Here is a 22,291-nt window from a genome sequence, read left to right as displayed (position 1 = left end):
CCGCTGCCGGGTGTCACAGAACCCCGGCGGCCGGTGTCCCGTGCACGAGACACCGCCGGAACCGAGCCGGAACCGAACGAACGGGAGAAGCTGGTGACCAGCGAGAACAGCGGCCGCGAACAGGACGAGGCGACCGGCGCGGGCGCAGCCGCGGACGCGGCCACCGAGGACTTCGTCGCGCACCGCAACCTGCTCTTCACGGTCGCCTACGAGATGCTCGGCTCGGCCGCGGACGCCGAGGACGTCCTCCAGGAGACCTGGCTTCGGTGGGCGGGAGTCGACCTCGACACGGTGCGCGACCGCCGCGCGTACCTGGTCCGCATCACCACCCGCCAGGCCCTGAACCGACTGCGCACGCTCGGCCGCCGCAAGGAGTCCTACGTCGGCTCCTGGCTGCCCGAGCCGCTGCTCACCACGCCCGACGTGGCCGAGGACGTCGAGCTGGCGGACAGCGTGTCGATGGCGATGATGCTGGTCCTGGAGACCCTGGCGCCGGTCGAGCGGGCGGTGTTCGTGCTGCGCGAGGTCTTCGACCTCGGCTACGACGAGATCGCCGAGGCGGTGGAGAAGAGCCCCGCCGCCGTCCGGCAGATCGCGCACCGGGCCCGCGCGCACGTCGCGGCCCGCCGCCCGCGCGGGGAGGTCTCGGCGGCGGAGTCCCGCCGGGCGCTCGCGGCGTTCCAACGGGCGGTGGAGACGGGCGACCTGCAGGGCCTGCTCGACATCCTCTCCCCGGACGTCGTCCTCCTCGGCGACGGCGGCGGCATCAAGCAGGCGGTGCTGCGGCCGATCGTCGGCGCCGACAAGGTGGCCCGCCTCATGCTGGGCGGCCTGGGCAAGCTGGACATGGCGATGAGGATGGACCCGGCCCAGGTCAACGGTCACCCCGCCCTGGTCGTCCGGCTCGACGGCGAACTCGACACCGTGGTGGCGGTGCGCTTCGACGAGGGCCGCATCACCGGGCTCTACGCGGTGCGCAACCCGGAGAAGCTGTCGTACATGCGCGAGGAGGCGACCACCCTGAGCCGGTGAGCGCCCGGCTCACCGGGGTTCCGGAAGCGCCTCGCCGGTCTCCAGCAGCGTCTTGAGGCTGGACAGCAGGGCCGGCCAGCCGTGCTGGATCATCTCGCGGGCGGTGCTGCCGGGCTCGAACCCGTCGTGGACGACGGTCAGCTTCACCGAGCCGCCGCCGAGGTCCTCGATGTCGAAGGCGACCTTCGAACGCCGCTCGGCGGAGAGCCTGGCGAGGGTCTCGTCGTCGATCCCGTTGGCCGCCGCCCATTGCGGCGTGAAGGTGTGCCAGGTGTACGACAGCCGACGGGGCGGGTCGGATTCCAGGACGACCTGCTCGGGGTGGGCGGTCTCGGCCCCCCGCTCCCGCCACACCACGGGCGACCCGGTCGCCCAGTCGGTACCGAACTCCAGCCCCCAGTAGCGGCGCGTGAAGGCCGGGTCGGTGAGCCCCTGCCACACCTTCTCCGGTGTGGCCTTGATGTAGGTCGTGTAGACGAACGCGTTGCTGTCCATGGCGGTGTCCTCCAGCGCCTGCTTGAGGTCGGCGAGTGCGTGCACCCGCTCGCGGTCGTAGCGGCTGATCCAGCGTTCGGCGATGGCGTTGATCGGTTCGGCGTTGAGGTAGTGCAGCCTCTCCCGCCCCCGCCGCACGGCGGTGACCAGACCGGCCGCCTCCAGCACCGCCAGGTGCTTGCTGACCGACTGCCGGGCCATGTCGAGCCCGGCGCACAGCTCGCGCAGGCTCTGCCCGTTGCGCGCGTTCAGACTGTCCAGCAGCCGTCGCCGGCTGCCGTCGGCCAGCGCCTTGAAGACCTCGTCCATCTCCGCCCCTCTAACATGCAGCCTATTGGCTGCCTTTAACGATAGGCAGCCAAACGGCTGCATGTCAAAAACCGGCTGGCGGGGTTGTCCGCGGCGCTGTGACGGCCGCTGTCAGTGCGGACTGGCAGTATGCCGATCATGAGCCGGATCATCTCGTACAGCACGGCCGACAAGGCCGACGTCCTCGCCTTCCTGGGAGCATCCAAGGAGTTGACGGCCGATCAGCAGCGCCGCCTGGGCCGCATGCGCGAGCGGGCACAGCAGCGCCAGTACGACCTGGACAGGCAGGACATCGACCTGGGCCTGTCCATACCCGACGCGCTGGAGCACCTGGTGGCCGGCCACGCGAGCGCGACGGCGGAGGGCGCGGCGAGCGCGTACCACCACGCGCTCCAGCTCGTCATCGACTCCAACGCCTCCGACCCGTCCGACCTGGGCGTGTACTCCAAGCCCTCCACCTTCTTCGGGCTGCTCGACGAGGAGCTGAGCCGCCTGGGCGTCGCCCCCGACCTTCTCCTGTACGAGTACCTCTTCTCCGGCCCCCCGGCGGAGATCCCCTTCTCCCTCCCGTATCCCGTGGACGGGCCGCACATCGGCATGCTCCCGCTGGCCAAGGCCGAGCCGATGGCGGACGCCTATCGCGCGGTGCTGGACCGGATGAACGAGGACTTCCGGTACGACGTCCGCGAGGTGATCGAGAAACTCGAGTTCGAGCACAAGGAGTGGGAGTACGCCACGAAGAGCATCGACTGGTACACCCAGGACACCCTCTTCTTCTCGATCACGGGCTGATCGGGAACCGGGGGGGGGGACTGCAGAAGCCCGGGCCAGCTCGCAGACAGCAGTTGTCGGCCGAACAGCGGGACCAGCGCACCCATCCCAGCCTCACCCGCTCACCCGGAAGCGGACATCAGATGGGCATCCGCTCCCACCAGCGAGAGACCCAACCTGACCAGCGCAAGCAGGGTCAACACCACTGCGGCTATGAGCACGCCGCTGCGTATGCGCCGCCGGAGCAGGCTGATCCCGAGCCACACCCCATAGGCTGCCAGGCTGGCCGACACCAGCAGGATGACGATTTGAACGCCTGACCTCGCCCCGTTTGGCGCCGCGATGGTAAGGGCGATGTAGGCCAGGATCGTCTGCGGAAGCCCGAGAAGCAATATATTCCGCACATCGGCCGCATCTGGGGCCTGGACGGGAGCCACGGCAGGTCTGGGCGGCGGAATCGGTGGCGGGGGGCCCGCCGAAGCACGTCGGCGTGCGGCGGCCTGCGACGGCGGGCTGTAAGGCACTTGGAGGGTCCTGGCCATCAGCTCAGCGAACTCCGGGTCCGCCCGCAATTCGTCGGTGAGCACGGAGGCCACGATGTTGGCTGTTCCTTCGCCGGGCCGCTCGTGCAGCCGGGCCAACGCAGACGCGCCCAGAGTGCTTCCTCCAAGGCGGCCCCAGACCAGTCCCTGAACTGCCATCTTCTGCTCGGCCGTGACCGGAGCCCCTCCGGTCACCACCTGTACCGCTGTAGTGGCCAACTTCGAAGCCTGCAACGTTCGCCATCCCCCCAGGCCGGCCGCCCTCGCGGGACAGTCACTGCGCTCTACTGTCACGTGCGCCGGCCGATCGCGTCTTTGGCTTTGAGCGCAGATTTGCCTCACGTTCAGTGCATGGAAGGCCCGACAGCCCTCCGCGACCTTCTCTGGGTGATCGCCGGCGTCGCCGGGTTTCTCAGGCCGCCGACAGCTCGCACCACACGTACTTCCCCCGGTTGCCGTGTCTGGCCAGCGGGTGCCAGCCCCACACGTCGGCGCAGGCCCGCACCAACGCCAAACCTCGCCCCTCCTCCAGCTCCGTCACCCTCTCGAACTTCGCGGGCGGCTCCGGCGGTTCGGGATCCGCGTCCCACGCCCCGATCCGCAGCGTGCCCGGCGGCGACCAGCGGATGCGGAGGGCGGCGGGGCCCTTGGTGTGCCGTACGGCGTTGGATACCAGCTCCGTGGCGAGCAGCTCCGCCACGTCCACGAGGCGGATAAGGCCGTGCATCGTGAGGACCAGACGGAGGGTGCGGCGGCTGATGGTGACGGCGCGCAGATCGTTGGGGACGTAGAGGGAGTACTCCCAGGGTTCGTTTTCAGGCATGCGGGACTCCTCGCAGAGGCGGTGGGGTGAGAGCGGGCCCGGTGTCTATGCCGCAGCCGTCATGGCAGGACGGGGCGGTGCGCTTCCGGTCGCCCGGTGTCGCACGGTGTGCGTCGCGTCACCGACGGTAGATCTAAATTTAGGGACGCGGCAAGTCGATCGCGTAATCTGACGCCGAACGAGTTGCACCAACGGGCGGGTAAGAAGGGCCAGTCGATGGTGAAGAGGCGCGAACCAACGGCGCGTCAGGTGCGTCTGGCAACCGAACTACGCAGACTCCGTGAAGCGGCGGGACTCAACTCCCGTCAGGCTGCGGAGCTGCTCGGTGTGGCACCCGCTCAGATCACCCACATCGAGTCCGCACTCGCGGGTGTCAGCGAGCAGCGAGTTCGCCGCCTGGCCTCTCACTACGCCTGTACAGACGAGGAGTTCATTGACGCGCTCGTCGCTATGGCCACGGAACGGTCGACCGGCTGGTGGGAGGAGTACCGGGGCTTGCTCCCCACGCCGTTCCTGGACCTGTCCGAGCTCGAACACCACGCTCAGTTCCTCCGCCACGTGGCCATTTTGTATGTCCCGGGGCTGCTCCAGACCGAGGACTATTCACGCGCTGTCTTCTCGTCCAGGCTGCCGGCGCTGACCGCCGAGGAGCTGGAGGTGCGCATCCAGCACCGCAGAGCGCGCCAGGCGGTGGCCATTCCCTATGAAGCGGTGATCCATGAAGCCGCACTCCGGATCAGGGTCGGTGACCGTGACAAGTCAAGGGCACAACTGGCGCAGCTCGCAGCACTCTCTGAGGCGGACCACATCACCGTGCGCGTCATTCCCTTCGACCTGGACGATTTCGCCAGAGCCTCCAGCACCATGACGTACGTGAGTGGTCCATTGCCCAAGCTGGACACCGTCGTCCGGGACGCACCTCATGGTTCGGTCTTCATTGACTCCGAGGCCCAGCTCAACGCGTACCGAACGCGTTTCCGTATGGTGGAGGCAGTGTCTCTTGACCCCGGCAAGTCGCGTGATCTCATCCATCAGCTGGCGAAGGAGCTATGACGTACCGATGAGCACTCATGGCAACTGGCGGAAGTCCTCCTACTCGGGCGAGGGCGACGGCAACGAATGTGTGGAAGTCGCCAACTCGACGACCCACGTCGCCGTCCGCGACTCCAAGGCCCTCGCATTCGGAACGCTTGCTCTCCCGACTGAAGCCTTCGCGGCATTCGTTGACGGGCTCAAGAGGGTGGAGGGGAAGCTGTGAGCACCATGGACACCTGGCGCAAGTCGTCCTACTCCGGTGGCGGCGACGGCAACAACTGCGTGGAGATAGCCACGTCGGCCACCCACGTCGCCCTTCGTGACAGCAAGGCCCCCACCCGAGCCACCCTCACCTTCCCCCGCGCCGCCTTCACGCGCTTCCTCACGACGGTGGAGGGGCCGGAGGGAAACCCGCCTCCCCGCTGACCCAGCACACCTCCCCGGGGCTGCCGTCGCCCACGTCGAACTGGCCGGCAAGGCCCGGCTCTGGGAACCCCGCGGGCTTCGGCTCCGCCTCTTCTCCGCGGCCGCCCAGCTCGTCACCACCGGCCGGCGTCGCATCCTCCGTATCGCCCGCCACTGGCCATGGCCGGCGAGATCACCGCAGCCTTCGCACGGCTCGCTCTTCTGCCGAACCCCGGATAACCAGCGGCTTCACCCGTCCCTACGACAACAGCTTCCAGTCGGCGCAGTGGAACCCGGCGTCCACCCGAGATGACACTCGGGCCCTCAGCCTGCCCGCCCCCAACCCGCAGCACGAAAGCGGGCCACCGACTCCGTCGGCGGCCTGTCACGAAACTTCGAGGCTAGCCAACCCCTCCACCGGCGAGGAGTCCAAGACCACAGCGGGTGACCCAGGCCAGATCGCCACCGATGTTCTGGCCTGCGACACCCGACGCTGACGATGTCCGCACAGCTCCTACATGCAGGCGCCGGAGAACGCATTGTCGACGGTCCGATACAACGGAAACCTCATGGCGGAGTAGGTGTCGGGGCCGTACTCGCCGTCTACCTTGATTCGGTGCTCCGCTTGAACAGCGCGTACCGCTGCTCGGGTGGCGCTCCCGTAGCTCCAATCGACCTCAAGATTAGGGATGTTGTTGTAGCAAAGGTTGATTGCCTGCTGAAGCGCTTTGACTCCCTCGCCTGTGGTTCCGTAGGCCATCCAGCAGGCGTAGTTGGAGCCGCCGCCGTTGTAGTACCTAGGCAGGTAGAGATACCGCCCGCTGGGGGTGTTTGGGGCGGCCGTCGTGATCGTGGCTCTGTTGCACTCGGGGGTGGCGGCAGAGGCAGGGCTCGCGGTCAAACCAACCAGCAGCGTCGAGATCACGCCGGTGATGGCACTGATGGCGCCGACCTTGAAACGGTTTCTGTTCACGGTTCTCCAGTTCGTAGGTAGCTGACGACGAGACTGCGGCACCGGCACGATGTCCGGCCACGGCTGACGCGGAAGTGACCTCGTCCCGGGACGTCCCGCTCGCTGACCTGCTGAAACGTTGCCTGCCGAGTCACTATGACGGGACCCTGTTCGCGCTACAGCTGATGCACAATGAGGCCGGAACATGGGGGTCCGGGCAGAACCTGCGGTCTGCGCGAGATGGCGCGCATGTGACTTCCCCTTCTCTGGCCTCGCCCATGGACCTTAGGGTCATCGTCGGCTTCGGACTTTGTCGTCCGTGCAGGGAACTTCGTCAGTCGTGCACCGCCTCACTTCATCGACGCCCTCGTAACCATGGCCATCGAACGGACGAACGGCTGATGGGAGGATTACCGCGGTCTCCTGCCCACGTCATTTCTGGACCTGTCCGAGCTGGAGCTCCACGCCCGATTCCTCCACCACGTCGCGATCCTGTACGTGCCGGGGCTGCTTCAGACCGAGGACTGTTCGCGGGCCGTCTTCTCCGCCAGATTGCTGGAACTGACTTCCGAGGAGCTGGAGTTGCGCATTCAGCACCGCAGGGCCCGGCAGAAGTTCACCACCCCTTACGAAGCGGTCATCCATGAGGCGGCGCTTCGCATCAGGGTCAGCGACCGTGCCACGTCGAAAGCGCAACTGGCGCGACTCCTGGAGCTTTCCGAGGAGGACCATGTCACCGTACGCGTCATCCCCTTCGACCTGGACGGATTCTCCGGAGCCTCCAGCACCATGACCTACGTGGGCGGACCTGTACCAAAGCTGGACACAGTGGTGCGCGACGCACTGCACGGATCGGCGTTCATCGATTCCGAGGCTCAGCTCAACACCTATCGAACGAGCTTTCTTAAGGTGGAGTCCGCGTCACTCGACCCCGAACAGTCGCGTGACTTCATCCGCAGCCTGTCGAAGGAGTTCTGAGCCCCATGGAGAACTGACGCAAGTCCTCCCACTCGGGTCCGGGGGATGGCAACGAATGCGTGGAGATAGCCACGTCGGCCACCCACGTCGCCGTCCGCGACAGCAAGGCCCCCACCCGAGCCACTCTCACCTTCCCCCGCGCCGCCTTCACGCGCTTCCTCACGGCGATGGAGGAGCCGGAGGGAAACCCGCCTCCCCGCTGACCCAGCACACCTCCCCGGGGCTGCCGTCGCCCACGTCGAACTGGCAGCATTCGGCGCCGACGGCGGCGGCGAGGTCGGTGAACGTCCTCCTGATGCTCGCCGACCGCTCGAACAGGCGGCTCATGCCCGACGTCGCCGCCCAGAACTCCAGGGAGGTGTACCGGGGATCGAGGAAGGAACGGAACCGGACCGTCAGGTAGACGTACCCGATCCGGACCCGTCCGTTCTCCTCGGGCGGGAGTCCGTACGACTCCGCGTACGCCCGCACCGCGTCGTCGACCGGGAACATGAGGGACGTGTCCAGGTCCAGGGTGTCGCGCGCGGAGCAGTCGACCGGCTCGCTGCGGAAGCCGGACGTGAAGGGGAGGGTGATCCACTGGCCGCCGGGCAGCGTGACATCGAGCGGCGGCACGTCCCGGGACGGCGGCGCCAACTCGGCCACGGCGGCCAGCGCCCCCGCGACGTTCCGCGGACGCAGATAGACGTCGTAGCCGTAGGTCAGCCCCATGTTCCCCGATCTTGCCGGACCGTGCACCGCTGTCACACCCCACCGGTACCGTCGGATCATGCCCACCCAGCCCCCCGCGGCCCCCGGCGAGCGGCGGCTCGCCACCCTCGAAGGTGTTCTGGAGCGCGTCACGTACGCCAACGAGGAGAACGGCTACACGGTCGCCCGCGTCGACACCGGCAGAGGCGCCGGCGATCTGCTGACCGTCGTCGGCGCGCTGCTCGGTGCGCAGGTGGGGGAGTCACTGCGGATGGAGGGGCGCTGGGGGTCGCACCCGCAGTACGGCAAGCAGTTCCACGTGGAGAACTACACGACGCTGCTGCCCGCCACCGTGCAGGGCATCCGGCGTTATCTGGGGTCCGGGCTGGTCAAGGGGATCGGGCCGATCTTCGCCGACCGGATCACGCAGCACTTCGGGCTCGACACCCTCACCATCATCGAGGAGGAGCCCAAGCGGCTCATCGAGGTGCCCGGGCTCGGGCCCAAGCGGACCAAGAAGATCGCCGACGCCTGGGAGGAGCAGAAGGCGATCAAGGAGGTCATGCTGTTCCTCCAGACCGTCGAGGTGTCCACCTCCATCGCCGTGCGGATCTACAAGAAGTACGGGGACGCCTCGATCTCCGTCGTCAAGAACCAGCCCTACCGGCTCGCCGCCGACGTCTGGGGCATCGGCTTCCTCACCGCCGACAAGATCGCCCAGTCCGTCGGGATCCCGCACGACAGCCCGGAGCGGGTCAAGGCCGGGCTGCAGTACGCGCTGTCGCAGGCCACCGACCAGGGGCACTGCTACCTCCCCGAGGAGAAGCTGATCGCCGACGCGGTGAAGCTGCTCCAGGTGGACACCGGGCTCGTCATCGAGTGCCTGGGGGAGCTGGCCGCCGAGCCGGAGGAGCCGGACGAGGACCCCGGAGTCGTGCGGGAGAAGGTGCCGCACCCGGAGGGGGGTGAGCCGATCACCGCCGTCTACCTCGTGCCCTTCCACCGGGCCGAGCTGGCCCTGGCCGGGCAGTTGCGCCGTCTCCTGCACACCGACGACGACCGGATGCCCGGCTTCCAGGACGTGGCCTGGGACAAGGCGCTCGGGTGGCTGAAGGGGCGCACGGGCACCGACCTCGCGCCCGAGCAGGAGGCCGCCGTCAAGCTCGCGCTCAGCGAGAAGGTCGCCGTGCTCACCGGCGGGCCCGGCTGCGGCAAGTCCTTCACCGTGCGGTCCATCGTGGAGCTGGCGCGGGCCAAGAAGGCGAAGGTCGTGCTCGCCGCGCCCACCGGCCGGGCCGCCAAGCGGCTCGCCGAGCTGACCGGCGCCGAGGCGTCCACCGTGCACCGGCTGCTGGAGCTGAAGCCCGGCGGAGACGCGGCCTACGACCGGGAGCGGCCGCTCGACGCCGACCTGGTGGTGGTGGACGAGGCGTCGATGCTCGATCTGCTCCTCGCCAACAAGCTCGCCAAGGCCGTACCGCCGGGGGCCCATCTGCTGCTCGTCGGGGACGTCGACCAGTTGCCCAGCGTGGGGGCCGGGGAAGTGCTCCGGGATCTGCTGGCGCCCGGCAGCCCCGTCCCCGCCGTCCGGCTCACCCGCGTCTTCCGGCAGGCACAGCAGTCCGGCGTGGTCACCAACGCGCACCGGATCAACGCCGGGCAGCACCCCGTCACCGACGGGATGAAGGACTTCTTCCTCTTCGTCGAGGACGATACGGAGGAGGCCGGGCGGCTCACCGTCGACGTCGCCGCGCGGCGCATCCCCGCGAAGTTCGGGCTCGACCCGCGCCGGGACGTGCAGGTGCTGGCGCCCATGCACCGGGGACCCGCCGGGGCCGGGACGCTGAACGGGCTGCTCCAGCAGGCCGTCACCCCGGGCCGCCCGGACGTGCCGGAGAAGCGGTTCGGCGGCCGGGTCTTCCGGGTCGGCGACAAGGTCACCCAGATCCGCAACAATTACGAGAAGGGCGAGAACGGCGTCTTCAACGGCACCGTCGGCGTCGTCACCTCGCTCGACCCGGTGGACCAGCGCCTCACGGTGCTGACCGACGAGGACGAGGAGGTGCCGTACGACTTCGACGAACTCGATGAACTGGCTCACGCGTACGCGGTCACCATCCACCGGTCCCAGGGAAGCGAGTATCCGGCCGTCGTGATCCCCGTGACGACCGGCGCCTGGATGATGCTCCAGCGCAACCTGCTGTACACGGCGGTCACCCGGGCGAAGAAGCTGGTCGTCCTCGTCGGCTCGCGCAAGGCGATCGGGCAGGCGGTGCGGACGGTGTCGGCCGGACGACGCTGTACGGCGCTCGACTTCCGGCTGGCGGGCCCCCGGACGTGAAGCCTTCCCGTAAACCTCCCGACCCGTGTGAAAAAAATGATCGATCAAACGAGTCGGAAAGGTCACACAGCACTTCCGGATGGGCCCCACAGGGGGCAGGATGAGCAAGTTGGCGGCACTGAGTGCCGCCAATAGGCCCGATGGTCGACCCCGAGTGCACTCTCCTGAGCCAAGTGGGGGATGGTAGAGACAGTCAGGGCACCTCGAAGATGAGGCACTACGTCGGTGAGGGAAGACGTGAGCGAGCACACCAACAACTCGGTAGTACTGCGGTACGGCGATGGCGAGTACACCTACCCGGTGATCGACAGCACCGTCGGCGACAAGGGCTTCGACATCGGGAAGCTCCGCGCCCAGACCGGTCTGGTGACGCTGGACAGCGGTTACGGCAACACCGCCGCCTATAAATCCGCCATCACCTATCTGGACGGCGAAGCCGGCATCCTGCGGTACCGCGGCTACCCGATCGAGCAGCTGGCCGAGCGCTCCTCCTTCGTCGAGGTCGCCTACCTGCTGATCAACGGTGAGCTGCCGACCGTCGACGAACTGTCCGCGTTCAAGGACGAGATCACGCAGCACACCCTGCTGCACGAGGACGTCAAGAACTTCTACAAGGGCTTCCCGCGCGACGCCCACCCGATGGCCATGCTGTCCTCGGTGGTCTCGGCGCTGTCCACCTTCTACCAGGACAGCCACAACCCGTTCGACGAGCGGCAGCGCAACCTCTCCACGATCCGGCTGCTCGCGAAGCTTCCGACCATCGCGGCCTACGCGTACAAGAAGTCGATCGGCCACCCGTTCGTCTACCCGCGCAACGACCTCGGCTACGTCGAGAACTTCCTGCGCATGACGTTCTCGGTGCCGGCGCAGGAGTACGAGCTGGACCCGACGGTCGTCGCGGCCCTCGACAAGCTGCTGATCCTGCACGCGGACCACGAGCAGAACTGCTCGACCTCCACGGTCCGCCTGGTCGGCTCCTCGCAGGCGAACATGTTCGCCTCGATCTCCGCCGGCATCAACGCCCTGTGGGGCCCGCTGCACGGCGGCGCCAACCAGTCGGTGCTGGAGATGCTGGAAGGCATCCGCGACGCGGGCGGCGACGTCGACTCCTTCATCCGCAAGGTGAAGAACAAGGAGGACGGCGTCCGCCTGATGGGCTTCGGCCACCGGGTCTACAAGAACTTCGACCCGCGCGCCAAGATCATCAAGGCCGCCGCGCACGACGTCCTCTCCGCGCTCGGCAAGTCCGACGAGCTGCTGGACATCGCGCTCAAGCTGGAGGAGCACGCGCTCTCCGACGACTACTTCGTCTCGCGCAGCCTCTACCCGAACGTCGACTTCTACACCGGCCTGATCTACCGGGCCATGGGCTTCCCGACCGAGATGTTCACGGTCCTGTTCGCCCTCGGCCGGCTGCCGGGCTGGATCGCCCAGTGGCACGAGATGATCAAGGAGCCGGGTTCCCGCATCGGCCGCCCGCGCCAGATCTACACGGGCGTCGTCGAGCGCGACTTCGTCCCCGTCGAGGCGCGCTGAGCCGTAAGGCACCCCCGCAGCGCACCTGGTCGCCGCGCATCCGGTGAGTCCCGTACCGCCCCGAGTGGTACGGGACTTTTCCGTGCGGGACCACCGAACGGTGCGGGAACAGCAGAAGGCGCCCTGGCGCCGGTCCCCCCACGGGCCGACGATCCAGGGCGCCTTCCCATGTCCCGGTGCGGATTCCCCCCACGGGATCCGGCCGGGCGTCTGTGAGGACAGCGCCTGAATTCGCTGTGTCGTGCTGGTGGTGCTGGTGGTGCTGGTGTTGCTTGTCGTGCTGGTGGTGCTTGTCGTGCTGGTGGTGCTCGTCGTGCGGTCTGCCGGGACAGCGCACGCCCGGGAGGGCCGCTCAAAGCTTCCCGGTGTACGTGTCCCGGCAACGCAGCTCTGGGAAAGTCCCCCAAGACATCCCCAGATGCCAGGTCGCGCCCCCCAAGACGCTGCCTGACATCGCCAACTTAGACCTTCGAACCCCTTCGATGGTTACGTTCGCATCACTGTGATCTGCGTCTCTTGCATATGTCCGTTAGGTGCGCAAGAGCCCCGTACGTCGGACGGGGCTCCAGCGTAAGGAAGATGCGCGAGCCTTGTGAAGAGCTTATGTGAGGGACGTGCCGGACTCCAGAGGCGCAGCCCCTCGACCTGCATGAAATGCGGACCGGTCCGGAGCTAGTGAAAGGCGCGCAGCCGGAGGCTGTTGGTGACCACGAAGACCGACGAGAAGGCCATCGCCGCCCCCGCGATCATCGGGTTCAGCAGCCCCGCGGCGGCCAGCGGCAGGGCGGCGACGTTGTAGCCGAAGGCCCACACCAGGTTGCCCTTGATCGTGGCCAGGGTGCGCCGGGACAGCCGGATCGCGTCCGCCGCCACCCGCAGGTCCCCGCGCACCAGCGTCAGGTCGCCCGCCTCGATCGCCGCGTCCGTCCCCGTGCCCATCGCCAGGCCCAGGTCGGCGGTGGCGAGCGCGGCGGCGTCGTTGACACCGTCGCCGACCATGGCGACCGTACGGCCCTCGGCCCGCAGCCGCTCCACCACCGCGACCTTGTCCTCGGGCAGCACCTCGGCGATCACCTCGTCGATGCCGACGGCCGCCGCGACCGACTCGGCCACCCGGCGGTTGTCCCCGGTCAGGAGGACGGGGGTGAGGCCCAGGCGGCGCAGTTCGGCCACCGCCTCGGCGCTGGTCTCCCTGACCGCGTCCGCCACGGCGAGGACCCCGCGCGCCGTGCCGTCCCAGCCGACGACGACGGCCGTACGGCCGTTCCTCTCGGCCTCGTCCGCCGCACGGGCGACCTCGGGCGGCAGCGCGTCGTGGAGGCGCCCCACGGACACCTCGCGGCCCTCCACGCGGGCGCGTACGCCGCGTCCCGGTACGTTCGTGAAGTCCTCGACGCCCGGCAGCGTGCCGACCCCCATCTCGGCACCGGCCGCGATCGCGCGGGCCACGGGGTGCTCGGAGGCGTGCTCGACGGCGCCCGCGAGCCGCAGCAGCTCCTCCTCGTCGGTGCCCTCGGCGGCGTGGACCTCGTGCAGGGTCATGCGGCCGGTGGTGACGGTGCCGGTCTTGTCCAGGACGACCGTGTCGACGCGCCGCGTGGACTCCAGGACCTCGGGGCCCTTGATGAGGATGCCGAGCTGGGCGCCGCGCCCGGTGCCGACCAGCAGGGCGGTCGGGGTGGCCAGGCCCAGCGCGCACGGGCAGGCGATGATCAGTACGGCGACGGCTGCGGTGAACGCCGCGACCGTGTCACCCGTGGCGCCGAGCCACCCGCCGAAGGTCGCGACCGCGATCACCAGCACGACGGGCACGAAGACGCCGGATATCCGGTCGGCGAGCCGCTGCACCTCGGCCTTGCCGCTCTGCGCGTCCTCCACCAGCTTGGCCATCCGCGCCAGCTGGGTGTCCGCGCCGACCCGGGTCGCCTCGACCACCAGCCGGCCCCCGGCGTTCACCGTGGCGCCGGTGACGGCGTCGCCGACGGTGACGTCCACCGGCACGGACTCGCCGGTCAGCAGGGAGGCGTCCACGGCCGAGGCGCCCTCGGTCACCGTGCCGTCGGTGGCGATCTTCTCGCCGGGCCGTACGACGAACCGGTCGCCCACCGCCAGCCGGGACACCGGTATCCGCACCTCGCGACCCTCGCGCAGCACGGCCACGTCCTTCGCGCCCAGCTCCATCAGCGCCCGCAGGGCAGCCCCCGCGCGGCGCTTGGAGCGAGCCTCCAGCCAACGGCCGAGGAGGAGGAAGGCGGTGACCCCGGCGGCGGCCTCCAGGTAGATCGCGGAGGCGCCGTCGGTGCGGGAGACGGTGAGGTCGAAGCCGTGCCGCATGCCCGGCATGCCCGCGTCGCCGAAGAACAGCGCCCACAGGGACCAGCCGAACGCCGCCAGCGTGCCGAGCGAGACCAGCGTGTCCATGGTGGCCGCGCCGTGCCGAAGGCCCGTCCAGGCGGCGCGGTGGAAGGGCAGCCCGCCCCACACCACGACCGGCGCGGCGAGGGTGAGCGAGAGCCACTGCCAGTTGTCGAACTGGAGCGCCGGGACCATCGCGAGCAGCACGACGGGCGCGGCGAGGAGGACCGAGACGACCAGGCGCTGCCGGAGGGCCGACAGCTCCGGGTCGTCGCCGTCCTCTCCGGAACCGCCCTCCCCGGAGCCGGGCTCGTCCGAGGGCTCCGGCGGCGGCGCGGGCTCCTCGGCGGTGTACCCGGTCTTCACGACGGTGGCGATCAGGTCGGCGACCTCGGTGGTCGCCGGGTAGCTGACCCTGGCCTTCTCCGTCGCGTAGTTCACCGTGGCGGTGACACCGTCCATGCGGTTCAGCTTCTTCTCGACGCGAGCCGCGCAGGAGGCGCAGGTCATCCCGCCGATGAGCAGCTCGACCTCGGTGTGGCCGGGCTCGGCGGCCGGCGTGGTGGGGGTGTCCGCGCTGGTGCGGGTGTCCGCGGTGGTGCTGGTCATGGTCCGGACTCCAGGACGGGGGGTGGGTGCGCCGGGGCTCAGACCCGGCCGACGAGCTCGAAGCCCGCCTCGTCCACGGCGGCGCGCACGGCCGCGTCGTCGAGGGGGGCCTCGGAGACGACGGTGACCTCGCCGGTGGAGGCGACGGCCTGCACGGAGCCGACGCCCGCGATCTCGGAGATCTCGCCGGAGACGGCGCCCTCGCAGTGGCCGCAGCTCATTCCGCTCACCTTGTAGACGGTGGTGACGGAGCCCTGGGTGGTGTCGGTCTGGGCGGTCATGTCGTTACTCCTCGGTGGAGGGGGCGTGCGCGGGCGGGTACCCGCGGGTCCGGGCTGGACCACTCATCGTCCACTGTACCCCTAGGGGGTATGGCGTCGAATGGGTCTGCCGTGAGATGAGGGGCGAAAGGCGGAAACACCGCCACGACGTTCACGACCACCATGGTCACGGCAGTCGCGACCACCACGGTCACGACACTACGGAAGTGAGGGTGACGGATGCGCGCGGTCGTGTTCGAGCGGTTCGGGGAGCCGGCCGAGGCACGCGAGGTCGCCGACCCCGCGCCCGCGCCGCACGGCGTCGTGGTGCGCGTCGAGGCCACCGGGCTGTGCCGCAGCGACTGGCACGGCTGGCAGGGCCACGACCCGGACATCGTGCTGCCGCACGTGCCCGGCCACGAACTCGCCGGTGTCGTCGAGGCGGTCGGCGCCCGGGTGACCGGGTGGCGGCCCGGGGACCGGGTGACCGTGCCCTTCGTCTGCGCCTGCGGGAGCTGCGCGGCGTGCGCGGCGGGGGACCAGCAGGTGTGCGAGCGCCAGACCCAGCCGGGCTTCACCCACTGGGGTTCCTTCGCCGAGTACGTGGCGCTCGACCACGCCGACGTCAACCTCGTCGCGGTGCCCGACGGCATGTCGTACGCCACGGCCGCCTCGCTCGGCTGCCGGTTCGCCACCGCGTTCCGGGCCGTGGTGCAGCAGGGGCGTGTCGCGGCGGGGGAGTGGGTCGCGGTGCACGGCTGCGGGGGCGTCGGGCTGTCCGCGGTGATGATCGCCGCGGCGGCGGGTGCGCGCGTGGTCGCCGTGGACGTGTCGGCCCGCGCGCTGGAGCTGGCGCGCGCCTTCGGCGCGGTGGAGTGCGTGGACGCCTCCCGGACGCCGGACACGGCGGCGGCCGTCCGCGACCTCACCGGCTCCGGCGCCCACCTCTCGCTGGACGCCCTCGGCTCGCCCGTCACCTGCGCCGCGTCCGTGGCCGGCCTGCGCCGCCGCGGCCGGCACGTCCAGGTCGGGCTGCTGCCCTCGGCGGACGGCACCACACCGGTGCCGATGGCCCGCGCGGTCGCCCTGGAGCTGGAGCTCCTGGGCAGCCACGGGATGGCCGCGCACACCTACCCGCCGATGCTGGAGCTGGTCCGCGCCGGAGTGCTCCGGCCCGACCTGCTGGTGACGTCCACCATCGGCCTCGAGGCGGTCCCGGCGGCCCTCGCGGCGATGGGGACGGCGCCCGGCGCCGGGGTGACGGTCATCGAGCCGTGACGGCCGCCCCGGGGCGCCCGGGGACGGAGTCGCCGTGCCGTTGCGCGGCGGGGTGCCCGCGGTGCACGGCCCACTCGTGGTCGAGGACGGCCATCAGGACCTCGTCCACCCACACCCCGTCCCGCCGCTCCACCTCGCGCCGCACGCCCTCGCGTACGAAGCCGACCTTCTCGTAGACCCGCAGCGCCCGGTGGTTGTGGGCGTAGGCATCCAGCTGGACGCGGTGCAGGCCGAGTTCCTCGAAGGCGTGGCCGACGATCAGCCGGGTCGCCTCGGTGCCGACGCCGCGGCCGCGTCCGCGCGGGCCGATCAGGGTGCGGAAGGTGCAGGAACGGTTCTCGGGCTCCCAGTCGTGGAGCACGACCTCGCCGAGCAGTTCCCCGTCGGCGAGGTCGGTGACGGCGAGGTCCAGGCGGTCGGGTCGGGCGCTGCGGGTGCCGTACCAGTCGCGCAGCACCTGAGGGGTGAGTTCGCGCGGCGGGGAGCCGGTGAAGTGCGTGACCTCGGGATCGTTGACGATCTCCCACATGCGCTCGGCGTCCGCCTCGGTGAACGGCCGCAGCACGGCCTTGTCACCGGTCAGCAGGGGTTTGACGGAGAAGTCCATGGCCCGAACTGTGCCCCACGCTGCCGCGGGGCACCGAACGGTTTTCCGGCCGCCCCTACTTGTTCCGATTGCGCGGGCGGGACGCCACCCAGGACCGGACCGTCTCCGCGTACCAGTACGGCTTCCCGCCCTCCACGTGGTCGGGCGGGGGCAGCAGCCCGTGCTTGCGGTACGACCGCACGGTGTCCGGCTGGACGTGGATGTGGGCCGCGATGTCCTTGTAGGACCAGAGCCTTCGGTCGGTCACTCGTTGCACCTCCCTGCGCGCGCCGCGGCGGCGACCGGGGACGGCCGCCGGGGGGAGCCGGGCGCTGCGCTGGCGATCACCAAGCCTGTTCCGGGTGAACGACGCCGGGCGCGGGGCGGTCAGGGGCCGTTCCCGGGTGTGACGGAAGCCCCGTGCGCCCGTGACATGTGTGACCCGGAGGGCGCTTTTGTGACACGAGTGCCACACAGGCGTACGCCGTCGTTCAGGCGCGGCGCGTTGACTGCGGCGGTCGGGCGTGCTCCGCCGTACGTCCCCTCGTGCGCCCGCGGGGGGTCCCCGGGCGGCCACCCGGATCACGTCGTCCGAATGTCCGGACAAAACATTGACAGGCCGCACGCACAGGGCTAGAAACCGGGGAGACGCAAGGGCGGGCAAGAAGGGAACGCGATGGCGCACGACCCGAGGGCACTCGGCCCGGTCGCCGGTTCCCCCACCGAACGCCTCCGGCGCGGGAAGGCGGCCTCGCCCTGGCAGGAGCGAGGCACGAGCGCCAACTCCCCGCTCGCACCGGCTCCGCGCCGGAGGTCCCCGCGTCGCGCCCCGGCGCGCACCGCGCACACTGCCCCACGTGTCTACGCGGACACCCGAACCGCAGACACAGTGTCGGGCGCGCTCGCGGCCCGGGGCTGCTGGGATGGAGTCATGGCCGAGACCGCGACCCGAGCGTCACCGGTCCCGGCCCGTGAGCTGCACGAGCAGCGCGAGCTGCACCAACGGCACGTCTGGACCCGTCGCCGCCATCTGTGAAGGAGTTCTCGGTCATGACGAACATCGTCAACCACTGGATCGGCGGCAAGACCGCCGAAGGCGCCTCGGGCACGTACGGGCCGGTGACGAACCCGGCGACCGGCGAGGTCACCACCAAGGTCGCCTTCGCCTCCGTCGACGAGGTGGACGCCGCGGTCGCCGCCGCCAAGGAGGCGTACCTGACCTGGGGTCAGTCGTCCCTGGCGCAGCGGACCTCGATCCTCTTCAAGTTCCGGGCGCTGCTGGACGCGCACCGCGACGAGATCGCCGAGCTGATCACCGCCGAGCACGGCAAGGTGCACTCCGACGCGCTCGGCGAGGTCGCGCGCGGCCTGGAGATCGTCGACCTGGCCTGCGGGATCACCGTCCAGCTCAAGGGCGAGCTGTCGACGCAGGTCGCCACCCGCGTCGACGTGTCCTCGATCCGGCAGCCGCTCGGCGTCGTCGCGGGCATCACGCCGTTCAACTTCCCGGCGATGGTGCCGCTGTGGATGTTCCCGATCGCCATCGCCTGCGGCAACACCTTCGTGCTCAAGCCGAGCGAGAAGGACCCCTCGGCCGCCGTGAAGGTCGCCGAACTGCTCTCCGAGGCCGGTCTGCCGGACGGCGTCTTCAACGTCGTGCACGGCGACAAGGTGGCCGTGGACCGCCTCCTGGAGCACCCGGACGTCAAGGCGGTCTCCTTCGTCGGCTCCACGCCGATCGCCCGCTACATCCACACCACCGCCTCCGCGAACGGCAAGCGCGTGCAGGCACTCGGCGGCGCCAAGAACCACATGCTGGTGCTGCCCGACGCCGACCTCGACGCGGCGGCCGACGCGGCGGTCAGCGCGGCCTACGGCTCGGCCGGCGAGCGCTGCATGGCGATCTCCGCGGTCGTCGCGGTCGGCGCCGTCGGCGACGAACTGGTGGAGAAGATCCGCGAGCGTGCCGAGAAGATCAAGATCGGTCCCGGCACCGACCCGGCCTCGGAGATGGGCCCGCTGATCACCAAGGCGCACCGCGACAAGGTCGCCTCCTACGTCGCGGGCGCGGCGGCCGAGGGCTGCGAGGTCGTCCTGGACGGCACCGGCTACACGGTCGACGGCCACGAGGACGGCCACTGGATCGGCATCTCCCTGCTCGACCGGGTGCCGACCGGCGCGAAGGCGTACCAGGACGAGATCTTCGGCCCCGTCCTGTGCGTGCTGCGCGCCGAGACGTACGAGGAGGGCGTGGCCCTCATCAACGCCTCGCCGTTCGGCAACGGCACCGCGATCTTCACCCGGGACGGCGGCGCGGCCCGCCGCTTCCAGCTGGAGATCGAGGCCGGCATGGTCGGCGTGAACGTGCCGATCCCGGTCCCCGTCGGCTACCACTCCTTCGGCGGCTGGAAGGACTCGCTCTTCGGCGACCACCACATCTACGGCAACGACGGCACGCACTTCTACACCCGCGGCAAGGTCGTCACCACCCGCTGGCCGGACCCGGCCGACGCCCCGGCAGGCGTGGACCTGGGTTTCCCGCGCAACCACTGAGACACACGGTGCCTCGGTCCCGCTCCCGGCGGGACGGAGGCACCTTCGCGTCTTCTCAGCCCTGCTGCAGGCCGGCGTCCTTCACCTCCTGCGTGAGGTCACCGACCTGGTCGGCGGGCGGGGCGACGATGTCCTTCGTGGCGCCCCACTTGTCGAAGTCCATGGTGACCGTCATGGCGCCGAAGTCCTGCTTCAGGCGCACCGGCAGGTCCTTGGCGCCCACCCAGATCTCCATGGTGATCGAGCCGTCGCCGGTGGCGGAGTTGAGCATGCTGTCGTCGCCCTTGAAGACCTCCTTGAACTTGCCGAGGTCCTGCTCGTCGAGCACCGCGCGGTAGTGGGTCGCCGACTTGCCGTTGACGGTCTCCTTGCCGAGATCGTCGACGTCACTGGCGTACTTGAGGCCCTTCATGGAGTCCGCCGGACTGCCCTCGCCGCCGCCACCGGCCATCGTGGCGGCGCCGGACTCGCCGAACACGGCCGAACCGTCGATCTTCATCCACTCCTTGCCCGCGAGCGGGCCGGCGGGCTGCGGGTCGATGTCGTAGTAGTAGGCGCCGTCCACGAAGAGGGTGCGCACGGTCGGCGAGTCCGTGAGCTCCTGCATCTGCGCGGCCTCGGTGTCCATCTCCACGTCGAGTGCGTAGCCGTCGCCCCAGGAGTAGGTGCCGTCCATGGCGATCGGCTCGCCGGTGCCCAGCTCCGTCGTCGTCCTGACCTCGGCGGAGCCCAGCTCCTCGGTCCGGTCGGTGGCCCGGGTGAGGGCCGCCATGATGGTGTCCGCCTTGTCCACGGCCTTGTCGGCCGTCTCCGCCGCCGTCTTCGCGCCCTCCGAGCCGCACGCGGTGGCCGTGACCATCGCGGCCGCCGTGAGCCCCACCCAGGCCGCGGTGTACTTCAGCTTCATGAGTCCCCACCCGTTGCTGCGTTCCTGTGATTCATCTGTGCGACGGACTGTACCGGGACCCACAGACATGTCCGTATGCCGGACGTCGGCAGTCTTTTCGCCCTCCACGTTGCGGTTCCCGTACCGCCGCAAGAAGCGGAACCAGACTGCCTCTTCTACTGTTTCGGCGATCAAGGAGGCTATTTGGTTGCGGATTTCGTAGGTAAACAGCCATTGACGCGTTGGTTTTCGTCGGTGTTCTATGCAGCGCCGGGAGTGGACGAAAACACGTACGCACGAAGCCGCCGGAGGCGATAGCGCTCCCGTCCGAACCACCGCCGCACGAGTCGATCGGAACCGCTCCATGACCGACACGCTCCGCCCCGTCGAGACCGCTGCCGCGCCCCCGGACGTTCCGGCACCCGCGGCCCCTGTGGAGTCACGGACGCTCAAGCGCTCCATCGGCGTCGTCGGCGGCACGCTCCTGACGCTCTCGTGCGTGACCCCGGCCTCCACGCTGTTCGTGGTCGTCCCCGACCTCTTCGGCTCGCTCGGCACCGCCACCGCCCTGACCATCGCCATCGGCTCCCTGCTCTGCGTCGCCGTGGCGTTCTGCTACTCGGAACTGGGCACGCTGGTCCCCAGCGCGGGCGGCGAGTACGCCATGGTGTCGACGATGGCCGGGCGCCTGGCGGGCTGGCTGGTCTTCGTGCTGTCCCTGCTGGTCGTCATGATCGTGCCCCCGGTGATCGCGATGGGCACGGCCGACTACCTCGAACCGGTCCTGCACCTCGACCCGTCCCTGGCAGGCGCCGGTGTCATGCTGCTCGCCACCCTCGCCGGGCTGCTCGACCTGCGCGCCAACGCCTGGATCACCGGCGTCTTCCTGGTCCTGGAGGTCATCGCCGCGGCCGTCGTCGCGGTGCTGGGCTTCGCCCACGCCGAGCGCGGACCCGGCAGCCTGGTGTCGATGGAGGTGGGCGGCACGGGCGGCGGCGCGGACCCCGTGACGGCGATGCTGGTCGTCTCCGGGCTCGCCATCGCCCTCTTCATCACGCAGGGCTTCTCCACCGCCGTCTACCTCTCCGAGGAGCTGGAGAACCCGCGCCGCAACGTCGCCCGCACGGTGCTGGCCACCCTCGCCATCTCCACCGTGATCATCCTGGTCCCGGTCGTCGCCATCACCTTCGGCGCGTCCGACCTGGCCGCGCTGACCGGCGGCGACATCGGCGCCATGGTCACCGCCTGGTCCAACTCCGCCGTCGGCACCTTCGTCAGCCTGTGCGTGGCGCTCGCCATCGTCAACGCGGGCATCGTCATGGTCATCCAGAACTCGCGCGTCCTGTTCGCCTCCGCCCGCGACAAAGCGTGGCCCGCCCCGGTCAACGGACTCTTCGCCAGGCTCGGCCGGTTCGGCTCCCCGTGGGTCGCCACCCTCGCCGTCGGCGTGCCGGGCGCCGCGCTGTGCTACGTCAACCTCGACACCCTGTACGGCGTCACCGGCGTCTCCGTGACCGCGATGTACCTGCTGGTCGCGGTCGCCGCACTGCTGTCCCGGCGCGGCGCCCACCGGCACGCGCACGCGTGGCGCATGCCCCTGTGGCCGGTGGTGCCGGTCCTGCTGATCGCGGTGCTCGCCTACGTACTGACCCAGCAGGAGGCGAGCCACCTGCTGCTGACCGGCTCCATCGCCGCCGTCGCCACCCTGTACTGGGCCCTGTACCTGCGCCCGCGCCGCGACACCCGCTGGCTGGTGACGGTCCCGCAGGACGTCCGCGAGCCCGCCGGGCCGTGACCGCCCACGGGACGTGACCGCCCGCCGGACCCCGGCCGGCCTACCGCGCCCGTGGTACGC

Annotated in this window: 21 protein-coding genes and 3 pseudogenes; 14 read left to right on the top strand and 10 right to left on the bottom strand. The window is 69.9% G+C overall.

All coding sequences use genetic code 11. The annotated features are described in order from the left end of the window. The first annotated feature begins 93 nt into the window (after positions 1-93). Entirely contained in the window at positions 94-1,032 is a 939-nt protein-coding gene (locus IE258_RS10635; protein WP_229892045.1) for an RNA polymerase sigma-70 factor, read from the top strand. Between the two features lie 9 nt (positions 1,033-1,041). On the opposite strand, the gene IE258_RS10630 is transcribed toward IE258_RS10635, so the two are convergent. After that, positions 1,042-1,836, bottom strand: coding sequence for an ArsR/SmtB family transcription factor (locus tag IE258_RS10630; protein ID WP_189742040.1), 795 nt, complete (start codon positions 1,834-1,836; stop codon positions 1,042-1,044). 138 nt (positions 1,837-1,974) lie between these two features. Between IE258_RS10630 and IE258_RS10625 the strand changes: the two genes are divergently transcribed. Then, positions 1,975-2,628: a DUF7691 family protein gene (locus tag IE258_RS10625; protein WP_189742037.1), complete on the top strand. Its 654-nt coding sequence runs from the start codon at positions 1,975-1,977 to the stop codon at positions 2,626-2,628. A gap of 101 nt (positions 2,629-2,729) precedes the next feature. Here IE258_RS10625 and IE258_RS10620 read toward each other — a convergent pair whose 3' ends face one another. After that, complete coding sequence (locus tag IE258_RS10620; RefSeq protein WP_189742034.1) at positions 2,730-3,194, bottom strand: hypothetical protein; 465 nt, start codon at positions 3,192-3,194, stop codon at positions 2,730-2,732. A gap of 367 nt (positions 3,195-3,561) precedes the next feature. Beyond that, on the bottom strand, positions 3,562-3,972 hold the full coding sequence (locus IE258_RS10615; protein WP_102928343.1) for an ATP-binding protein: 411 nt from the start codon (positions 3,970-3,972) through the stop codon (positions 3,562-3,564). Positions 3,973-4,188: 216 nt separating this feature from the next. Between IE258_RS10615 and IE258_RS10610 the strand changes: the two genes are divergently transcribed. The 4 genes and pseudogenes from IE258_RS10610 to IE258_RS10595 form a co-directional block, all read left to right on the top strand. Further along, entirely contained in the window at positions 4,189-5,025 is an 837-nt protein-coding gene (locus tag IE258_RS10610; RefSeq protein WP_189742031.1) for a helix-turn-helix domain-containing protein, read from the top strand. A gap of 7 nt (positions 5,026-5,032) precedes the next feature. Further along, positions 5,033-5,230 (top strand): DUF397 domain-containing protein, encoded by a 198-nt coding sequence (locus IE258_RS10605; protein ID WP_189742027.1) that lies wholly within the window; start codon positions 5,033-5,035, stop codon positions 5,228-5,230. 5 nt (positions 5,231-5,235) lie between these two features. Further along, entirely contained in the window at positions 5,236-5,433 is a 198-nt protein-coding gene (locus tag IE258_RS10600; protein WP_189742649.1) for a DUF397 domain-containing protein, read from the top strand. A gap of 40 nt (positions 5,434-5,473) precedes the next feature. Beyond that, positions 5,474-5,652 (top strand): annotated as a pseudogene (locus IE258_RS10595) (transposase); the annotation flags it as partial. 274 nt (positions 5,653-5,926) lie between these two features. Here the strand turns inward: IE258_RS10595 and IE258_RS10590 are convergent. Then, positions 5,927-6,385 carry a peptidoglycan-binding domain-containing protein gene (locus IE258_RS10590; protein WP_189742024.1) on the bottom strand — a complete coding sequence of 153 codons (459 nt, stop codon included), beginning with the start codon at positions 6,383-6,385 and terminating at the stop codon, positions 5,927-5,929. 333 nt (positions 6,386-6,718) lie between these two features. Here IE258_RS10590 and IE258_RS10585 point away from each other — a divergent pair. Together IE258_RS10585 and IE258_RS10580 are read left to right on the top strand one after the other, a co-directional pair. Further along, positions 6,719-7,342, top strand: a pseudogene (locus IE258_RS10585) (DUF5753 domain-containing protein); the annotation flags it as partial. Positions 7,343-7,401: 59 nt separating this feature from the next. Beyond that, complete coding sequence (locus IE258_RS10580) at positions 7,402-7,545, top strand: DUF397 domain-containing protein (RefSeq protein ID WP_373309740.1); 144 nt, start codon at positions 7,402-7,404, stop codon at positions 7,543-7,545. Here IE258_RS10580 and IE258_RS10575 read toward each other — a convergent pair. Further along, the gene (locus IE258_RS10575) at positions 7,502-8,053 is read right to left on the bottom strand and encodes a hypothetical protein (RefSeq protein ID WP_189742022.1); all 552 of its coding nucleotides are present in this window, start codon (positions 8,051-8,053) and stop codon (positions 7,502-7,504) included. The two genes, IE258_RS10580 and IE258_RS10575, sit on opposite strands and share 44 nt — an antisense overlap. A 58-nt stretch (positions 8,054-8,111) precedes the next feature. Between IE258_RS10575 and recD2 the strand changes: the two genes are divergently transcribed. Together recD2 and IE258_RS10565 are read left to right on the top strand one after the other, a co-directional pair. Continuing rightward, complete coding sequence (gene recD2 / locus IE258_RS10570; protein WP_189742018.1) at positions 8,112-10,373, top strand: SF1B family DNA helicase RecD2; 2,262 nt, start codon at positions 8,112-8,114, stop codon at positions 10,371-10,373. 237 nt (positions 10,374-10,610) lie between these two features. Next, positions 10,611-11,909, top strand: coding sequence for a citrate synthase (locus tag IE258_RS10565; RefSeq protein WP_229892042.1), 1,299 nt, complete (start codon positions 10,611-10,613; stop codon positions 11,907-11,909). Between the two features lie 672 nt (positions 11,910-12,581). Here IE258_RS10565 and IE258_RS10560 read toward each other — a convergent pair. Together IE258_RS10560 and IE258_RS10555 are read right to left on the bottom strand one after the other, a co-directional pair. Further along, positions 12,582-14,873, bottom strand: a complete 2,292-nt coding sequence (locus IE258_RS10560; RefSeq protein WP_189741998.1) for a heavy metal translocating P-type ATPase — start codon at positions 14,871-14,873, stop codon at positions 12,582-12,584. Positions 14,874-14,911: 38 nt separating this feature from the next. Next, positions 14,912-15,154: a heavy-metal-associated domain-containing protein gene (locus tag IE258_RS10555; RefSeq protein ID WP_087809250.1), complete on the bottom strand. Its 243-nt coding sequence runs from the start codon at positions 15,152-15,154 to the stop codon at positions 14,912-14,914. Between the two features lie 219 nt (positions 15,155-15,373). Here IE258_RS10555 and IE258_RS10550 point away from each other — a divergent pair, with 219 nt between their 5' ends. After that, entirely contained in the window at positions 15,374-16,411 is a 1,038-nt protein-coding gene (locus IE258_RS10550; RefSeq protein WP_189741995.1) for a zinc-dependent alcohol dehydrogenase family protein, read from the top strand. On the opposite strand, the gene IE258_RS10545 is transcribed toward IE258_RS10550, so the two are convergent. Together IE258_RS10545 and IE258_RS10540 are read right to left on the bottom strand one after the other, a co-directional pair. Continuing rightward, on the bottom strand, positions 16,398-17,018 hold the full coding sequence (locus IE258_RS10545) for a GNAT family N-acetyltransferase (protein WP_189741992.1): 621 nt from the start codon (positions 17,016-17,018) through the stop codon (positions 16,398-16,400). The genes IE258_RS10550 and IE258_RS10545 overlap by 14 nt on opposite strands. 55 nt (positions 17,019-17,073) lie before the next feature. Beyond that, positions 17,074-17,265 carry a helix-turn-helix transcriptional regulator gene (locus tag IE258_RS10540; RefSeq protein ID WP_189741989.1) on the bottom strand — a complete coding sequence of 64 codons (192 nt, stop codon included), beginning with the start codon at positions 17,263-17,265 and terminating at the stop codon, positions 17,074-17,076. 558 nt (positions 17,266-17,823) lie between these two features. Between IE258_RS10540 and IE258_RS42015 the strand changes: the two are divergent. Together IE258_RS42015 and mmsA are read left to right on the top strand one after the other, a co-directional pair. Beyond that, positions 17,824-18,033 (top strand): annotated as a pseudogene (locus IE258_RS42015) (hypothetical protein); the annotation flags it as partial. 14 nt (positions 18,034-18,047) lie between these two features. Next, positions 18,048-19,550, top strand: a complete 1,503-nt coding sequence (gene mmsA, locus IE258_RS10530) for a CoA-acylating methylmalonate-semialdehyde dehydrogenase (RefSeq protein WP_127895296.1) — start codon at positions 18,048-18,050, stop codon at positions 19,548-19,550. Between the two features lie 55 nt (positions 19,551-19,605). On the opposite strand, the gene IE258_RS10525 is transcribed toward mmsA, so the two are convergent. After that, a complete protein-coding gene (locus IE258_RS10525) occupies positions 19,606-20,457 on the bottom strand; it encodes an SCO4651 family lipoprotein (protein ID WP_189741983.1) in 852 nt (283 codons plus the stop codon). A 343-nt stretch (positions 20,458-20,800) separates the two neighbouring features. Here IE258_RS10525 and IE258_RS10520 point away from each other — a divergent pair, with 343 nt between their 5' ends. Continuing rightward, on the top strand, positions 20,801-22,231 hold the full coding sequence (locus tag IE258_RS10520) for an APC family permease (RefSeq protein WP_189741981.1): 1,431 nt from the start codon (positions 20,801-20,803) through the stop codon (positions 22,229-22,231). Positions 22,232-22,291: the final 60 nt, after the last annotated feature.

The organism is Streptomyces tendae (genome assembly GCF_014650435.1).
Classification (GTDB): domain Bacteria; phylum Actinomycetota; class Actinomycetes; order Streptomycetales; family Streptomycetaceae; genus Streptomyces; species Streptomyces tendae.
Note: the sequence above shows the minus strand (reverse complement) of the source record. Positions and strands in the feature narration are given on the sequence as shown.

Excerpts from the sequence above, each read along its gene's own strand:
- IE258_RS10520 (WP_189741981.1), top strand. The coding sequence starts at position 20,801 with ATGACCGACACGCTCCGCCCCGTCGAGACCGCTGCCGCGCCCCCGGAC.
- IE258_RS10625 (WP_189742037.1), top strand. The coding sequence starts at position 1,975 with ATGAGCCGGATCATCTCGTACAGCACGGCCGACAAGGCCGACGTCCTC.
- IE258_RS10630 (WP_189742040.1), bottom strand. The coding sequence starts at position 1,836 with ATGGACGAGGTCTTCAAGGCGCTGGCCGACGGCAGCCGGCGACGGCTG.
- IE258_RS10600 (WP_189742649.1), top strand. The coding sequence starts at position 5,236 with ATGGACACCTGGCGCAAGTCGTCCTACTCCGGTGGCGGCGACGGCAAC.
- IE258_RS10545 (WP_189741992.1), bottom strand. The coding sequence starts at position 17,018 with ATGGACTTCTCCGTCAAACCCCTGCTGACCGGTGACAAGGCCGTGCTG.
- IE258_RS10610 (WP_189742031.1), top strand. The coding sequence starts at position 4,189 with ATGGTGAAGAGGCGCGAACCAACGGCGCGTCAGGTGCGTCTGGCAACC.
- IE258_RS10615 (WP_102928343.1), bottom strand. The coding sequence starts at position 3,972 with ATGCCTGAAAACGAACCCTGGGAGTACTCCCTCTACGTCCCCAACGAT.
- recD2 (WP_189742018.1), top strand. The coding sequence starts at position 8,112 with ATGCCCACCCAGCCCCCCGCGGCCCCCGGCGAGCGGCGGCTCGCCACC.
- IE258_RS10555 (WP_087809250.1), bottom strand. The coding sequence starts at position 15,154 with ATGACCGCCCAGACCGACACCACCCAGGGCTCCGTCACCACCGTCTAC.
- IE258_RS10550 (WP_189741995.1), top strand. The coding sequence starts at position 15,374 with ATGCGCGCGGTCGTGTTCGAGCGGTTCGGGGAGCCGGCCGAGGCACGC.
- IE258_RS10605 (WP_189742027.1), top strand. The coding sequence starts at position 5,033 with ATGAGCACTCATGGCAACTGGCGGAAGTCCTCCTACTCGGGCGAGGGC.
- mmsA (WP_127895296.1), top strand. The coding sequence starts at position 18,048 with ATGACGAACATCGTCAACCACTGGATCGGCGGCAAGACCGCCGAAGGC.
- IE258_RS10575 (WP_189742022.1), bottom strand. The coding sequence starts at position 8,053 with ATGGGGCTGACCTACGGCTACGACGTCTATCTGCGTCCGCGGAACGTC.
- IE258_RS10525 (WP_189741983.1), bottom strand. The coding sequence starts at position 20,457 with ATGAAGCTGAAGTACACCGCGGCCTGGGTGGGGCTCACGGCGGCCGCG.
- IE258_RS10560 (WP_189741998.1), bottom strand. The coding sequence starts at position 14,873 with ATGACCAGCACCACCGCGGACACCCGCACCAGCGCGGACACCCCCACC.